The 16006-nt window shown below is 59.4% G+C and carries 16 protein-coding genes; 14 read left to right on the forward strand and 2 right to left on the reverse strand.

The features are described from left to right. Positions 1-9: 9 nt before the first annotated feature. From QMZ18_RS07130 to ccoS, 6 genes are all read left to right on the forward strand, one after another. Positions 10-159: a cbb3-type cytochrome c oxidase subunit 3 gene (locus QMZ18_RS07130; RefSeq protein WP_282605530.1), complete on the forward strand. Its 150-nt coding sequence runs from the start codon at positions 10-12 to the stop codon at positions 157-159. 2 nt (positions 160-161) lie between these two features. Continuing rightward, positions 162-1031, forward strand: coding sequence for a cytochrome-c oxidase, cbb3-type subunit III (gene ccoP / locus QMZ18_RS07135; RefSeq protein WP_282605531.1), 870 nt, complete (start codon positions 162-164; stop codon positions 1029-1031). Positions 1032-1082: 51 nt separating this feature from the next. Next, positions 1083-2561 (forward strand): cytochrome c oxidase accessory protein CcoG, encoded by a 1479-nt coding sequence (gene ccoG / locus QMZ18_RS07140; RefSeq protein ID WP_282605532.1) that lies wholly within the window; start codon positions 1083-1085, stop codon positions 2559-2561. Next, positions 2558-3136, forward strand: a complete 579-nt coding sequence (locus QMZ18_RS07145) for a FixH family protein (protein WP_282605533.1) — start codon at positions 2558-2560, stop codon at positions 3134-3136. Before ccoG ends, QMZ18_RS07145 begins: the two co-directional genes overlap by 4 nt. Continuing rightward, entirely contained in the window at positions 3133-5442 is a 2310-nt protein-coding gene (locus QMZ18_RS07150) for a heavy metal translocating P-type ATPase (protein WP_282605534.1), read from the forward strand. The genes QMZ18_RS07145 and QMZ18_RS07150 overlap by 4 nt, the downstream gene beginning before the upstream one ends. Before the next feature lie 93 nt (positions 5443-5535). Beyond that, positions 5536-5706 (forward strand): cbb3-type cytochrome oxidase assembly protein CcoS, encoded by a 171-nt coding sequence (gene ccoS, locus QMZ18_RS07155; RefSeq protein ID WP_282605535.1) that lies wholly within the window; start codon positions 5536-5538, stop codon positions 5704-5706. Positions 5707-5731: 25 nt separating this feature from the next. Here the strand turns inward: ccoS and QMZ18_RS07160 are convergent, their stop codons facing one another. After that, entirely contained in the window at positions 5732-6532 is an 801-nt protein-coding gene (locus QMZ18_RS07160; protein WP_282605536.1) for a DUF2189 domain-containing protein, read from the reverse strand. A 375-nt stretch (positions 6533-6907) separates the two neighbouring features. Between QMZ18_RS07160 and QMZ18_RS07165 the strand changes: the two genes are divergently transcribed. The 7 genes from QMZ18_RS07165 to QMZ18_RS07195 all read left to right on the forward strand — a co-directional run bounded on the left by QMZ18_RS07165 (position 6908) and on the right by QMZ18_RS07195 (position 13842). Continuing rightward, complete coding sequence (locus QMZ18_RS07165; protein ID WP_282605537.1) at positions 6908-7753, forward strand: universal stress protein; 846 nt, start codon at positions 6908-6910, stop codon at positions 7751-7753. Between the two features lie 154 nt (positions 7754-7907). Next, entirely contained in the window at positions 7908-8207 is a 300-nt protein-coding gene (locus QMZ18_RS07170) for a PepSY domain-containing protein (RefSeq protein ID WP_282605538.1), read from the forward strand. 113 nt (positions 8208-8320) lie between these two features. Further along, positions 8321-8842, forward strand: a complete 522-nt coding sequence (locus QMZ18_RS07175) for a cytochrome b/b6 domain-containing protein (RefSeq protein ID WP_282605539.1) — start codon at positions 8321-8323, stop codon at positions 8840-8842. Between the two features lie 20 nt (positions 8843-8862). Beyond that, entirely contained in the window at positions 8863-9474 is a 612-nt protein-coding gene (locus tag QMZ18_RS07180; RefSeq protein ID WP_282605540.1) for a helix-turn-helix transcriptional regulator, read from the forward strand. A gap of 172 nt (positions 9475-9646) precedes the next feature. Next, positions 9647-12403 (forward strand): cation-transporting P-type ATPase, encoded by a 2757-nt coding sequence (locus QMZ18_RS07185; protein ID WP_282605541.1) that lies wholly within the window; start codon positions 9647-9649, stop codon positions 12401-12403. Positions 12404-12533: 130 nt separating this feature from the next. After that, positions 12534-13172, forward strand: coding sequence for a glutathione S-transferase family protein (locus QMZ18_RS07190; RefSeq protein WP_282605542.1), 639 nt, complete (start codon positions 12534-12536; stop codon positions 13170-13172). Positions 13173-13269: 97 nt separating this feature from the next. Then, positions 13270-13842, forward strand: coding sequence for a TIGR00730 family Rossman fold protein (locus QMZ18_RS07195; protein WP_322097154.1), 573 nt, complete (start codon positions 13270-13272; stop codon positions 13840-13842). Between the two features lie 152 nt (positions 13843-13994). Here the strand turns inward: QMZ18_RS07195 and QMZ18_RS07200 are convergent, their stop codons facing one another. Beyond that, positions 13995-14978: a DMT family transporter gene (locus QMZ18_RS07200; protein ID WP_282605544.1), complete on the reverse strand. Its 984-nt coding sequence runs from the start codon at positions 14976-14978 to the stop codon at positions 13995-13997. A gap of 110 nt (positions 14979-15088) precedes the next feature. On the opposite strand from QMZ18_RS07200, the gene QMZ18_RS07205 reads away from it, so the two are divergent. After that, on the forward strand, positions 15089-16006 hold the full coding sequence (locus QMZ18_RS07205) for a LysR family transcriptional regulator (RefSeq protein ID WP_282605545.1): 918 nt from the start codon (positions 15089-15091) through the stop codon (positions 16004-16006).

Here is a 16006-nt window from a genome sequence, read left to right on the forward strand (position 1 = left end):
AACAACGTCATGTCTTACCAGGATGTGCTCTATGCGAGCGAGACCTACGGTCTGCTTTATTTGATGGCGATGTTTGCCGCGGTGCTGGTCTACGCGTTTTGGCCACGCAATAGGAAGAAGTTTGAGAAGGCGGCCCGCATGCCGTTGGAGGAGGATTGAACATGGCCAAGATCAAGGAAACCGATGCCGTTACCGGGGTCGATACGACCGGTCATGAGTGGGACGGCATCAAGGAACTGAACAATCCTCTCCCACGCTGGTGGCTCTGGACTTTCTATGTCTGCTGCATCTGGTCGGTCGGTTACTGGCTGGTGATGCCGGCCTGGCCCTTAATTTCGGACCACACAAAAGGTTTTCTCGGCTATTCCAGCCGGGCGGGCCTGAGCAAACAGATCGAGACCGCGCAGGCGCGCCAGGGCGTTTACCTGGAGCGCATTGCGGCGGCGGATCTTGAAGAAATACCGCAGGATGCGGAACTGCTGGAATTTGCGCTGGCGGGCGGTCGCTCCGCCTTTGCAGTCAACTGTTCCCAGTGCCACGGCCAGGGCGCGGCAGGTTCGGCAGGCTATCCCAATCTCAACGATGACGATTGGATCTGGGGCGGCAGCCTGGAAGCGATCCATGAGACCGTGTTGTATGGGATTCGTTCGGACCACGACGATACGCGGATCAACGATATGCCTGCCTTTCAGGCTGACGAGCTTTTGAGCCGGGAAGAAATCAGCGATACGGCCGAATACGTTCTCTCGCTCTCGAGCGATCGTGGGGATGCGGGCGCGGTTGCGCGCGGCGAAGAGATCTACGTAGAAAACTGCGTCGCCTGTCACCAGGAAGCGGGTGCGGGGGATCAGGATCTTGGGGCGCCGAATCTTTCCGACAGTCTTTGGCTGTACGGCGGTGACAAGGCGTCGGTGATCGCCAGCATCAATACCGGCCGTGGTGGCGTGATGCCGGCCTGGAATGCGCGTCTGGACCCGGTCACAATCAAGCAACTGGCGGTTTACGTCCATTCGCTCGGTGGCGGCGAGTAGAACGCGGTTCCTGTAATGAGCCCTGCCGATAAGATAGGGGCAAGTGAGTAGATGTTGGAAACAGCGAGACAACAGGCCTACGACGGTGGGGACGGTGTCGAGCGCAGTGAAGCTTCGGCCGTTAACAAGGCCGAGCACCGTTCGCTGTACAAAAAGCGGGAAAAAATCTATCCAAAGAAGGTGTCGGGTACCTACCGCCGCCTGAAGTGGGTAATCCTCGTGTTAACGTTGGCGGTCTACTATCTGGCACCCTGGATTCGCTGGGACCGCGGGCCCAGCCTGCCGGATCAGGCCATCCTGATCGACATACCCGCGCGACGCTTCTACTTCTTCTTCATCGAGATCTGGCCTCAGGAGGTCTATTACCTGACCGGACTTCTGATTCTGGCCGCACTCGCTCTGTTTCTCGTTACAACCCTGGCCGGGCGGGTCTGGTGCGGCTACAGCTGCCCGCAGACCGTTTGGACGGATCTCTTCGTCGCGGTTGAGCGTTTCATCGAAGGCGACCGCAGTGCCCAGATGCGCCTCGACGCTTCACCCTGGAAGGCCGCCAAGCTCGGCAAGAAAGCCCTCAAGCACGTCGCGTGGCTGTTGATCGCGGCGGCGACCGGCGGTGCCTGGGTCTTCTATTTCGCCGACGCCCCGACGATTTTAGTCGACGTCTTCACACTTGACGCACCACCCGTGGCTTACATCACCATCGCTGTGTTGACCGGGTCGACCTACCTTTTCGGCGGACATGCGCGCGAACAGGTCTGTACCTATATGTGTCCTTGGCCGCGGATTCAGGCGGCGATGCTAGATGAAGATTCTCTGACCGTTACCTACCGAGATTTTCGCGGTGAGCCTCGGGGCCCGCGGCGCAAGAATAAGCCGACGGAACACCTGGGCGATTGCATCGACTGCAATCAGTGCGTGGCGGTCTGTCCGATGGGTATCGATATCCGGGATGGCCAGCAGCTCGAATGCATCACCTGTGCGCTTTGCATAGACGCCTGCGATAATGTAATGGACCGGGTAGGCCTGCCACAGGGGCTGATCGCCTACGACACACTTTCCAACGTCGATCAGCGCGCCCACGGCGGCAAGACCCGCGTCCGCCTGTTGCGTCCGCGCAGCCTGCTTTATATTGGCATTATTTTACTGGTTGGCGTCATCATGCTGATCTCGCTGATCAGCCGCTCGGCAGTCGATATTAATGTTCTGCGCGATCGCAATCCGCTGTTCGTGACACTTTCGGACGGTTCGATCCGAAACGGCTATACCGTGAAAATTCTCAACAAGGATCACAGCGAGAAGCTGTTTCGGTTGTCGCTTCAGGACATGGCGGATGCCGGAATACAGGTCGTGGGGTCGGATCCTGCGGCGCTGACCGTTAAGTCCGACAGGCTGGCCAGTTTCCGTGTCTTCGTTACGCTTCCCAAATCTCAGATGAACGACGAATCGCTTCCCTTTACCTTCGTGGTGACTGATCTGTCAGACGACAGCGAGACCCGTCACGACTCTGTCTTCCGGGGGCCCGGCAAATGAAGCTGACCATGCCGCAAACCCTGAACGGCTACCACGTCTTTGCTGCGTTCTGCGTGTTCTTCGTCATTGTGATCGGTGTGAACCTGGCGATGGTGTTCCTTGCGCTGGACAGTTGGAGCGGACTGAGCACCGACGACGCTTATCAGAGAGGTCTGCGGTATAACAAAACCCTGGAAGCCATGGCCCAGAAGGACGCTCTCGGTTGGCAGGATCGCTTGACCTTCACGCCAAGCTCATCGGGAAACCCATCAGGTGATGCCGACCGCGCCTCGAATGAAGCAGGTTGGGGACGTATCACATTGGAAATGCGCGACCGGGAAGGCGAACTGCTGGAAGGGCTGATTGTGACGGGTCAGATCTGGCGGCCGACCAATGAGGGATTCGACCGACCGGTGTCGCTGCAGGCCGTTGGGGCCGGGCAATACACAGCCGATGTGGCGTTTCCCCTCAAGGGAAACTGGCTGGTGCGGCTGACGGCGCGGCGGGATCCAAACCGGCATGATCTCGCGGGGGCAGGACGTGACGAGCAGGCCGGTTTTGTTTTCGGCATCGAAAAGCGGATTGATGTGCCATGAGCGCGAGTCTGAATTGCTGCCCGCCGGTCGAACTGGTGAACGAAGCCGATCGTTGCGAGCGGGCCGGGCTGCTTGCCACGGCCTGGTCTTATGCCCGAAGCCTGGAGGGCGACCGTTACGACCTGAGTCTAGGCGTGTCCAATCTGCATTGTCCGAGCTGTATAGATCAGATCGAAAGGGGACTCGCTGACCTGCCGGGACTCGAGCAGGCGCGGGTGAACCTGAGCACCCGGCGGCTGTTCCTGCGGTGGCGGGAAGAGTCCTCTTCGCTGGACGAGATCATCAGCAGGGTCACTGAGATGGGCTATCGGCTGGCGCCGATGGACAGTGAAAGCAGGCTGCAGGCGGGCGAACGCGAAGAGCGTGAACTGCTGCGTGCGGTTGCTCTTGCGGGATTTGCCGCCGCCAACGTCATGCTGTTGTCGGTTTCGGTCTGGAGCGGCCTGGTCTCGGATATGGGGCCGGCGACCCGCGCGCTGATGCACTGGGTCTCGGCGCTGATCGCGTTGCCGACGGTGGTTATCGCAGGCCGCCCGTTTTTCCGCTCTGCCCTTGCCGCCTTGCGTGGCGGCCGTTTGAATATGGATGTGCCGATTTCGCTGGCGGTAACTCTCGCGGCGGGCATGTCACTGTCGGAAACCATGCGCGGCGGTGAACATGTCTATTTCGACGCTGCCGTGACGCTGCTGTTTTTTCTCCTGATCGGCCGCTATCTGGATTTGCGCATTCGCGGTAAGGCGCGTTCGGCGGCCGAAAACCTTATGGCCATGCGGGCGGCAAGTGCGACGGTCATCGATCCGGACGGCCGGCAGCGCCGACTGGCTGCGGCTCAGGTCGAGCCCGGTATGATGGTGGCGGTGGCCGCGGGCGAACGCATTCCCGTCGACGGCACGGTAGTACAGGGCCGATCGGATGTGGATACGGCACTGGTAACAGGTGAGTCCCTGCCGCGTACCGTTGCCGAGGGAACCAGCGTTTTCGCCGGCACCTTGAATCTGAACGCGGCACTCAGAATCCGTGTAACTTCGACGGAAGATACGACACTTCTCGCTGAAATCGTGAATTTGATGGAAGCTGCCGAGCAGGGCCGGGCGCGCTATCAGCGGCTCGCGGACCGGGTCGCGCGTGCCTATGCGCCGGTGGTGCATATTCTGTCGGCGGCCACCTTCCTGGGGTGGCTGTGGGTCGGCAGCCTCGACTGGCAATTGGCTCTGCTGACCGCCGTGGCTGTCTTGATCATCACCTGTCCCTGTGCGCTTGGCCTGGCAGTGCCTGCGGTTCAGGTTGCCGCGGTGGACCGTTTGCTGCGGCGGGGCATCCTGGTCAAGGCGGCTGATGGTCTGGAGCGTCTCGCACAGGCGGACGTGGCGGTCTTTGACAAAACCGGAACCCTGACCCTGGGACGCCCTGAACCGATCAATATAAAAGATATCGCGCCCAACAGGCTGCAACTGGCGGCCGGCTTGGCCGCCGCCAGCAAACATCCGCTGGCCCGTGCGCTCTATCGGGCCGCCGAGGCGCAGGGTCCAGTTCCAGCCCTGACGCGGAGCGTCATCGAAACACCGGGCATGGGTTTGTCCACCGAGGTGAACGGATGCGAAGTCCGCCTGGGCAACCGGTCCTGGTGCGGGGTTGGAGAGCAGGCTGCAGAGGGTGCGGCGGGCAATGATCTTGCGATGGAACTCTGGCTGTCGGGTGGGGCAGAACCGCCGGTCTGTTTCCAGTTTAGGGATGCCCTGAGGCCGGATGCGCTGCACACGATCACCGCGCTCAAGAAACACGGCCTCGGCATTGAGCTGCTGTCCGGCGACCGTTCGGGGCCGGTGGAACAGGTTGCCTGCAGCCTGGGGATCGAGACCTGGCATGCCGAATGCCGGCCCGACGCCAAGATCGCCCGATTGAAGGAGTTATCGGCGCAGGGCAAGCGCGTGCTTATGGTCGGCGACGGCCTGAACGATGCGCCGGCCCTGGCCGAGGCCTTCGTTTCCGTTTCACCTGCCGATGCCTCTGAAGTCAGCCAGACCGCGGCAGACCTGATCTTTCAGGGAGAGAGTCTGGATGCCCTGGTCGAAGCCCAGCAGGTTGCAGTTTCCGCACGCGGGCTGGTGTTGCAGAATTTCGCCCTGGCTTTTCTATACAATGCGATTGCGGTGCCTTTCGCCATGGCGGGCATGGTGACGCCTCTCGTCGCCGCCGTGGCCATGTCGGCATCCTCCATTGTCGTCACGGTCAACTCTCTGCGGCTCTACGCGATGAAGCGGCGGTTGATGACCGACGGCACGGACGCTAAGCTTTCGGGGCTATGAAGGCTGATGGGCATCCGTGACTGCTTCAATCGGGAATGACCGAGCTCACATGAATCAATCGAGCTCACATGAATCAGCGGAAGGGATAGCGCGATGACTGCCCTTGTCTATTTGATCCCCGCCGCCTTGTTTTTGGGGTTGCTGGGGGTCGCGGCCTTTTTCTGGTCGCTTAAGTCCGGACAGTTCGATGATCTGGACGGCGCAGCTCATCGCATTCTGTTCGACGACGAGGACGTCAAACCGGACCAACGCAAAGACGGCTGAAAAGCCCTCGGCTTTTAATCAGACCTTAGGCTTCCTCTTTGATCAGATCGCGATAGGCGTGCCAGGTTGCATGTCCGATTAACGGGAAGGTGATGATCAGTCCGGCGAAAAGGGTCGCCAAACCGCAGGCGGTCACCATGGCGACCAGCCAGGCCCAAAGGATCATGGCCTTCAGGTTGTCCCGCACGGCGCGCAGGCTGACGAGGATGGCGGTGACGGCATCGACGTCGTGGGCAACCAGCAGAGGAATCGAAATCACGCTGACGGCGAAGACCGCCGCGGCGAAGACGCCGCCGACGACCGTGCCCACGGCCAGCATCGACAAGCCTTCGAAGGAAAAGAGCAGGAGTTGCGTTGCTTCGTCCAGAGGCGGAATTTCAAGTGTCCCGAAGAACAGCGCAAACAGCAGCGTGGCAATCCGGATCCAGGCCAGAATCATGAGCGTCAGCAACACGCCGATGTAGGCGAGCTGGCCCGGAGAGCTGGTTTTGACGAAAAGCGCCGACTTCAGGCTGACGCTCTCGTTGTTGGCGTGGCGCCGGCTGATTTCGTAGAGGCCGACCGCCAGCATAGGCCCCAAAAGCATGAAGCCGGCGATCATCGGCAGCAGCAGATATTCCAGCCCCAGCAGGAAGAGACCGGCAGAGACTGCAAAGCTGACGATACTCAGCAAGGCGCCGTAGGTCAGGGAGACGCCGGGTGCGCGCCAAAGATCGGCCCAGCCGGCCGCCAGCCACTTCCACGGTTGCTCCATGGTCACTTGCCGGATGGCGAAACGGGGCTGAGATCCGGCGATCTGGGTGGTGTCCTGAGATATCACAATCATGCCTCACTGAAAGTCTTTCACGCATGCATGGCAGAGGATAGCGCACAAGGGCGCATCCTCTCCATGAATTATTCTCGCTCAAGACGGCCGCCCGATCATTGACGTGTGTCAATGCATGGCAACGGGATTGCTCCTATAGCTGCTCTAACCGGTGCGTTTGCACAAAGCTGCGGCGCACCTTTCCCCAAGAGTCGAACTGAGGAGGAGTCAGATGAGTGAACATCGTCTTGTTTCCTGGCCCTGGTCGCGTCCGCTTAGCGCCGGCACTGCGGTTGGGTGAGGGTGTGCCGGCGCGATACGGCCTCACATCCTGCCCGTCCCGATCAAACCTCATGATCAAACTTTATCTGCCCACTCGCCATGACCGGAACGAACATGACCTATAAAGACATTCTCATCTATCTGGACGACTCCGCGGCCTGCGCAAAACGTATAGAAGCGGCGATCGCCCTGGCGCGGTCTCACGACGCACACCTGACCGGCCTGGCTCTGGACTCCGGTATTTCCATGGCGACCTATATGGAGGTTCATGTCCCGGAGGAGATTCTGGCGACCATGCGCGGCCGTGAGCGGGACCGGGCCGAAAAGATAGCGGCCGATTTTCGCGGCACGATCGAGCGCGCCGGATTGAACAGTGATTGTCATGTGATCTCCACCAGCGACATCACTGCGGCAAAAACCGTTGCCGAGATGGCCCGTTACTCGGATCTGGTGATCCTGGGGCAGGTAGACGAGCGGGAGAACGAACCGCTGGGCGGTGCCAAGCTGCCTCAGGACGTCATGCTGGCTGCCGGACGCCCGGTCCTGATGGTGCCCTATATCGGGGCCGGGGCAACACTGGGTGAAAGGATCCTGGTCGCCTGGACTCCCGGCCGGGAGTCGGCGCGCGCCGTTGCGGATGCGCTGCCGCTTTTGAAGAAGGCCAAGGACGTCACGGTCCTCACGGTCAATCCGGTCGTGGGGCGGGGTGCCCACGGTGAACGGCCGGGCGCGGATATCGGCCGGCATCTCGCCCGTCACGGCGTCAAGGTCATCGTCGACCGGGTGACCACCGACCAGGTCAGGGTGGCGGATGCGATACTGGCTTATGCCGCCGACAATGCCATCGACATGATCGTCATGGGGGCCTATGGCCGTTCGCGCCTGCGCGAGGTGGTTCTCGGCGGCGTGACGCACGAGCTGTTACAGCACATGCCGGTGCCGTTGCTCATGTCGCACTAATTGCAGCGCCATAAACTTTAGTTATAGAGACGGCAAATTAAACTTCTGCCCAATGGAGAATTCCGGGTGCGGACCAAAGATCGAATGCACCGGCCGGATGCTGTATCCGCAGCGTTCCGGGCCGGTTCATTCATCTCAATCTTTGGAGCTTCCCATGAAAATCTCTGCCGTCGTACTTCCCGCCGTTGCGGTTGCCGCTATCGCTTCCATCACCCTTGCCGGCGTGTCTTCGCTGCCAGCCAATCCGGCTGCCGCTGCCGCATCTCAAGGCAGTTACGCCGGTAAATCGGGTGATGAGATCACCAAGAGCCTCGAGGAACAGGGCTACGAGGTCCGCAAGATCGAAACTGAAGACGGCTACCTGGAGGCCTACGCACTTTTGGACGGCAAGCGCTTCGAGATCTATGTCGATCCGAAGACGGGCAATATCATCAAGATCGAACAGGACGACTGAATCCCCGCCTGACGCCACCGCCGCCCAACGCGGCGCGGAAATCCGCTGTGCGGCGTACAGCGGATTTTGGCGGCCGCGCTACTTCTGATCTATTCCCGGAGAGGAGAGCTGTCATGCAGTCCGTCAAGGTCTGGGATCCCTTTGTCCGCATCTTTCATTGGGGGACGGCTCTGCTGTTCCTCGCCAACTTCGCTGTCTTCGAAGACGATGGCGCCGCGCACCGCTATGCCGGTTATCTGCTCTTCGGTCTTGTTCTCCTGCGTATCCTCTGGGGATTGGTCGGGACCAAATACGCACGTTTCAACGCTTTCTGGCCGAGTTTGCGGGATATCAAAGAGCACTTCCGCGGCCTGCTCAACCGCGATCTCCAACCCCATTTATCCCACAACCCGCTGGGCGCGCTTATGGTCTACAATCTGCTGATCGCGCTGATCCTGATTTCCGTTACCGGCATCATGATGGGCAGCGATACTTTTTGGGGCGTCGCTTGGGTCGAGGAAGCTCACGAGCTGATTGCGAACTACGCCATCGTCTGTGTCGGACTGCATATCGCCGGCGTAATTTTCGAATCTCGGCGCTCGAAGATCAATCTCGTAAAGGCTATGGTGACGGGGCAAAAGAACATTCCCGGCTGACGTAATTACATGGCGGAGGCATGACGAAACCTTTAGCGGTGCATCCGCCAATCTACCGAAACAGAGCCGGCGCATTGTTCGGGCTGCTGGGGCTCCAGATTTTTTGCGCGTTGCTCCTGCTGATCGAAGCCCTGGTGGAGCTCTCGGGCCGGGAGTATCTCCTGGAGAGTTTCGGGCATCATTATCTTGAGTTCATTGTTGTGCTGGCTCTGGTGCTCGGGATTGCGCTGACGGCTCGTGAAATCCGCAAGGTCCTGGCACGACAAAAATCCATGGAGAAAACCTTGGAAGCCGCTTCAGGTGCCTTTTATCAGCTGATCGAGGATCATTTCGATGCCTGGTCTCTGACACCGTCGGAGCGGGACGTCGCGTTGCTCGCCATCAAGGGTCTTTCCATCGCCGAAATCGCCGAGGCCCGGCACACCAAGGAAGGCACGATCAAAGCCCAGTGCAATGCCACATACCGCAAGGCGGGCGTGACCGGCCGGACACAGTTGTTGAGCCTCTTTATTGATGAACTTCTGGGTGAGGGCTTGGACAGACAACGCGATGGCGATAGGGCGTCTGCGCCGGAAATCTCCGAAGCCACAGGTGCGTCGGGATTTGACGCAAAGAAAGCGGCGCTCGAATAGGTTCGTCTCGCGGCGATCAGAAGACAACAATCAGACTGCGCCGCGGCAGCGCAGCCATTCCTAACTGCATCAGGCCCCAGGCGATCACCTCTATTGACGTGGCTCAATGAAATTCACCGTTCGCTCAGCCATCTTGGCAGCAATCGGCGGTGCGGTTTACGGAGCAAAAGGAATGGGGCTTCAAACGAAGCTGAGTTGGGCAGAAAAGACGCTCGAAGCGCCCGACATGAAGAGCGCGCAACGGCCGTGGCACGCGGTACCCGTGACGGAGGTCATGGCAGCGCAGGGGAGCAGTCTGGCCGGCCTGAATGAACCCGAGGCCAAGCGCCGTTTGGATGTTGCTGGTCCCAATCGTTTGCCGCAGGCGAAACGGCGCGGCGCCGTTCGCAGGTTTCTGGCGCAGTTCAGAAACCTCCTCATCTATGTGCTGCTCGCGGCGGCGGTCGTGACCGCCTTTCTGGGGCATTGGATCGATGCTCAGGTAATCCTGGCGGTCGTCTTGATCAATGCCGTGATCGGTTATGTACAGGAAGGCAAGGCGGAAAAAGCGCTCGACGCCATTCGCGATATGCTTGCGCCATCGGCCAGCGTGATTCGGTCGGGTTCCCGCAAGACCGTCGCGGCGCAGGATGTCGTGCCCGGTGATATTGTGCTGATTGAAGCAGGCGACCGTGTTCCCGCCGATCTCCGGCTCTTCGACGTGCGGGGACTCAAGATCGACGAGGCGATCCTGACGGGCGAATCCGTGCCGGTGACAAAAGACATGCATCCGACGGCCGCGGCCGTGCCGCTGGGTGATCGTGCTTCCATGGCATTCAGCGGGACTTTGGCGACCTATGGACAGGGCAAAGGTGTTGTCGTTGCCACGGGTAGTCAAACCGAGATCGGCAGGATCAGCGGCATGCTTGCCGGTGTCACGACGCTGCAAACGCCACTCCTCAGACAGATGGCCGTCTTTGCGAAATGGCTGACCGGTGGAATTCTCGTGCTGGCCGCGTTTGTTCTGGCGTTCGGCTTCCTGGTGCGCAGTTACGGGTTTTCGGAGATCTTTATGGCCGTTGTCGGCCTCTCGGTCGCTGCAATCCCTGAAGGACTGCCCGCCATTTTGACCATTACTCTAGCGATCGGGGTTCAGGGGATGGCGCGCCGGAATGCGATCGTCCGCCGTCTGCCGGCCATCGAGACTCTGGGATCCGTTTCGGTCATCTGTTCGGACAAGACCGGCACCTTGACGCGCAATGAGATGACAGTCGCCTCCATCGCTTTCGACGCACAGATCCTGAGCGTCACTGGTGTTGGCTATGCACCCCAAGGCCGTTTCTTGCTGGATGGACGCGAGGTCGCAGCGCAAGAAGATTTGCAGCTGACAGAGATCTGCCGTGCGGCCCTGCTTTGCAGCGATGCCCATCTGCGCGAGGCGGAAGGTGGTTGGGTGATCGACGGCGATCCGACAGAGGGGGCCCTGCTGGTCGCGGCGTGCAAGGCAGGTTTCGATCCCGCTTTTCAGCGGCAATCCTGGCCGCGCCGAGATGCTATTCCCTTTGATTCGCAACATCGCTTTATGGCCAGCCTGCATCACGACCACGAAGGGCGGGCTCTCATTCTGGCCAAGGGGGCGCCGGAGCGTATTCTCGAGATGTGTGCGAACCAGCGAGACAGCAACGGCGAGGTCGCGCTTGATCGTGTCTATTGGGACGCCTGTATCGCGGAGATCGCCGGCCGGGGGCAGCGTGTGCTGGCCGTTGCAACGAAACCCGCTGACCTGCCACAGATTGATCTTCAGTTCGGCGATGTCGAAACCGGACTGACCTTCCTTGGGCTTTTCGGTCTGATCGATCCGCCGCGCGCGGAGGCGGTCGCGGCAGTGGCTGAATGCCGCGCGGCGGGCATTCAGGTGAAGATGATTACCGGTGATCATGCCGGTACCGCCGCCGCCATTGCCCGCCAACTCGGATTAGAGAATCCGGAGTCCATCCTGACCGGTCACGATCTCGATGCACTCGATGACGCCGAGCTTCGGCAGCGTGTTCGGAAGACCTCCATTTTTGCACGCACCAGCCCCGCCCACAAATTGCGGCTGGTCGAGGCACTTCAGGCAGGAGGCGCGGTCGTCGCCATGACCGGCGACGGCGTCAACGATGCACCCGCGCTCAAGCGTGCGGATGTTGGTGTCGCCATGGGACAGAAAGGCAGCGAGGCCGCCAAGGAGGCGGCCGAGATGGTGCTTGCAGACGATAATTTCGCGACCATTGCCGAAGCAGTGCGGGCCGGGCGCACGGTCTACGACAATCTGAAAAAGGCCATTCTCTTCATCCTGCCAACCAATGGAGCCGAGGCCTTTGTCCTGATCGTGGCCATTCTACTCGGGACGACCTTGCCAATCACCGCCGTTCAGATTCTTTGGGTCAATATGGTTACGGCGGTAACCCTGGCTTTGACGCTTGCCTTCGAACCCAGTGAGCCCAACGTCATGGCCCGGCCTCCACGTGCGGCGGATGAGCCCATTCTCTCGCCTTTTCTCGTCTGGCGGACCGGCTTCGTGTCGACGCTTTTCATGGGAGCCATCTTTGGCATGTTCACGCTGGCACAGGCGCGGGGTGCCAGTATTGAAGAAGCGCGCAGCATCGCGGTCAATACTCTGGTGGTGCTCGAGATCTTTTATCTCTTTTCGGTGCGATATCTGAAAGGCACTTCGATCACCTGGCGCGGCCTGTTCGGCACGCCTGCCGTCCTGATTGCTGTTGCAGTTGTCATCGGCCTTCAGCTTCTTTTCACTTATGCGCCCTTCATGCAGATCCTCTTCAAAGTCGATGCACTGGGCGTCACGGAAGGTCTCGGGATTGTTGCGGTCGGCATCGTGGCCCTGTTGATCCTTGAATTGGAGAAGTGGGTCTATGGCAGGTTTGCCGGTCCAAAGTCTGCTGCGTGACGGTGTCTAGCAGAAGCAGTGCCAATTCCTTCGGAATGTCTGAAGCCGCAAGAGTAAATCCGATCTAGGTGAATCCATCTCGATGACCTGCTACGATCAAGTTGGCGGTAACTGACGAGGAGGACCCACCGTGTCCGACGAACTTGTGTTTTACACGCACCCCATGTCGCGCGGACGTATCGCGCGCTGGATGCTCGAAGAATTGGGTCAGCCCTATCGCACGGAGTTGCTTGGTTACGGCACCACGATGAAGGCGCCCGACTATCTGGAAGTTAACCCGATGGGCAAGGTTCCCGCTGTACGCCATGGTGATGCGGTCGTGACCGAGTGTGCTGCGATCTGTGCCTATCTTGCCGATGCTTTTCCCGGTGCCGGACTCGCTCCGGCGCCCGGTGATCCGCTACGTGCTCCCTATTATCGCTGGCTGTTCTTTGGGGCGGGGCCGATCGAAGCGGCGGCGATGAACAAGATGCTGGGTTTCGAGGTGCCCGAAGAGCGCCGGGGGAACGTCGGCTACGGCTGCTACGATGACGTCATGTCGACGATGGAGACAGCAATCGCCGGAAAGGACTATCTGGTGGGCGATCGCTTCACCGCCGCGGACGTCTATTTCGGATCCCATATCGGCTGGGGTATGTCTTTCGGCAGCGTCGAAAAGCGTCCGGGGTTCGAGGCCTATTGGGAAAGAATTTCGTCCAGGCCGGCTGCAGTTCGGGCGCGGGAAATCGACGATGCGCTCCTCGCAGAACAGGCGGGAACGGAGTCGTAATTCAGCCAGGATCAAGCTCGACTGAAAGCCGCGCGGCGGCGATCGGCCGGTTGTACCTCCGGGTGCCTTCCAGTAATCTGCCGCTATGAAAATTTGCGTGTTTTGCGGCTCGAGTCTCGGCAGAGATTCAGCCTATAAGGAAGCTGCCCTGGAAACCGGCGCTTTCTTCGCCAAGCGGGATATCGAACTCGTTTATGGCGGCGGTCATGTGGGAATGATGGGGGTCATCGCGGATGCCGTGCTCGCGGGGGGTGGCAAGGTGACCGGCGTGATGCCGGCGGCGCTTGTCGAACGTGAAATCGCACACAAAGACCTAACGTCCTTAATCGTGGTCGACTCCATGCATGAACGCAAGGCCGAGATGGCGACGCGGGCGGACGGTTTCATCGCCCTGCCGGGCGGTGCCGGGACCTTGGAAGAGGTGTTCGAGCAATGGACCTGGGCACAGCTTGGCGTCCATCAGAAGCCCTGCGGCTTTCTCAACACCAAGGGCTACTTCGATCCGCTGCGCGCCATGATCGAGCGGATCGTGACCGAGGGTTTCATGAAGGCCGATTACGCCGAGATGCTGGCCTTTTCGGATTCGTCTGAAGATATTCTCGAGGCTTTCGAAAGCTACGTCCCGCCCTTACGCAAGTGGACCGACGGTGCACCGGGCGTCCAGCTGTAACGGAGCGGTTTGTCGGTGCCAGGCCATCGATGTGGATCGCCCGAGCGTTTGAAGTTCTCTATGTAGAACTCCGGCGCGTGGTCTGGACTGCGACGCCAACGGGGTGCTCGGTTCCGAAAAGCAGTCAATCTGAGATCCAGGGCCAGGACCCGTCAATCTGTCGAAGATCCAATCGGGGAATGCGCCACAACCCGGGCATGCTTTGTTTGGCCGCGACGCAAAACCATAAAGCCGGCTCCGATGATCATGAGCATGCCAAGAATCGTCGAACCGCTAGGTGATGTCGCGAAGAAGAAATAATCCCACATCGCCACAAATACCAAATAGCCGTATTCGAACGTCGCAACAACAGATGGCGGTGCGGCTTGATAGGCACCGGCAAGCAACATGGCGATTGCGACCGCCAGAACTGCCAGCAGTCCCAGAACCAGCCATTCCGAAGTGCCAACCGGAGACCAGGTCCCAAATATATAGGGATACGACCGGACGAGCTCTTCGCCAGGCTGCCAAAGGACAAGCACCACACTCATTATCAAACCGGCGGCCAGCATGACCAAATTGACGGAGAGCGCCAAAGTAATCAGCGGCAGGGACTGGCATTTCGTCCGGGTTGTGACATGTGACAGCGCATAGAAGAAGGCGCCAATCACCGGTAGGAGCACCCAGGGAGAAAAGGCGTCTGTGCCCGGCTGCAGGAGGATGATGACACCTGCAAAGCCCACAAAAACAGCGATCCAGCCACGAAGGCCGACGGCTTCGCCGATGACATGGGCGGAGAGTAACGTAACAAAGATAGGCGCGATGTAATTCGCGGCGCCAAGGCTTGACAGACTCAGAAACGGAATGGCCGCGTAGAATGCCAAAAACGTCATCGTCATAAAGAGCGCCCGCAACAGCGGCCATTTTCGCAAGGCATCAACGAGCGCGCTTCTCTGTGCGCCCTGGACCCATGCCAGAGCAAAAAATAACGGCAGCGTCATCAGCGCCCGTAAGGCGAAAATCTGCCAAAGAGTGAGCTCTGCGCTGAAAAGTTTAAATACAACATCCTGAACCGATATCGTGAAGGCCGCGGCCACGATCAAAGTGACACCACGTGCGACCTGTTGAGGCCGCGCCTGTACATTTCCAATAGACAATTTGGCCTCCCTACGCAGCACTTGAGAACCTGCTGTCTTTTAAGATATTGCGGTTGGGAGTGTTTAAGAAGGCATTGCAAACTAAAGTCATTGTTTGATAAAAATAAACAATGGAGCGTGCACCAATTCATGGAATTGAAGTCTTTCTGGCGATTGTTCGGGAGGGATCCCTTCGTGCGGCCGCCAAAGAACTTGGCGTGGGTGCTCCTGCGGTCAGCCTTCAACTGAAAGCGCTGGAAGAGAAAATGGGCGTTGGTCTGCTGTTTCGCACAACGCGCAGCATCGAGCTGACCGATGCCGGCCGGGTGCTGTTCGATGCGGCGGCGCCGGCCTATCGGGACATGCTCTATGCGGTTAAAAAAACCCAGGAGCTTGGAAATTCCGCCAAGGGAACCTTGCGCCTGAGTTTGTCGCGAGGCGCCTATATCACAGCCATCGCGCCGGTGTTGGAAAAGTTCCAATCAGACAATCCCGGAATCTCTTTGGACCTTTCCCTGAACGAAGGGTTGGTCGATATCATTCGAGACGGTTTTCACGCCGGCATACGTCTGGGGGACATTTTGTCGCCTGAAATGATGGCGGTGCGTTTAACGCCGTCGTTGACCCCGGCCTTCTCCGCCGCACCGTCCTACCTGGACAGGCACGGTCGTCCTGAACATCCGCGCGACCTTCTGAATCATCACTGCATCCGCTACAAGCTCCCGACCGCCAAAAAGGTAGCTGACTGGCATTTCACCGAAGACGGGCAGGATAAAACCATCGATCCGCCAACACGGTTGGTTTTCGATCATATGACGGGCGTGATACAGGCCGCGCGCGAGGGTCACGGTATCGGCTGGTCACTGCGGTCCACGGCGGCGGAACATCTTGAATCCGGAGACCTGGAAACGCTTCTTGATCCCTACGTGCGAAAGTTGCCGCCGTTTTACCTCTATTATCCAGAGCAAAATAAACGCGTTGAATGCCTGCGGCTCTTTATCGACTGCCTCGTGTCGTACCGGAATCAACAGGCCAAGAATTCAGCCTGA

Origin of the sequence: Pelagibius sp. Alg239-R121 (genome assembly GCF_947331435.1) — a bacterium.
Lineage (GTDB): Bacteria > Pseudomonadota > Alphaproteobacteria > Kiloniellales > Kiloniellaceae > Denitrobaculum.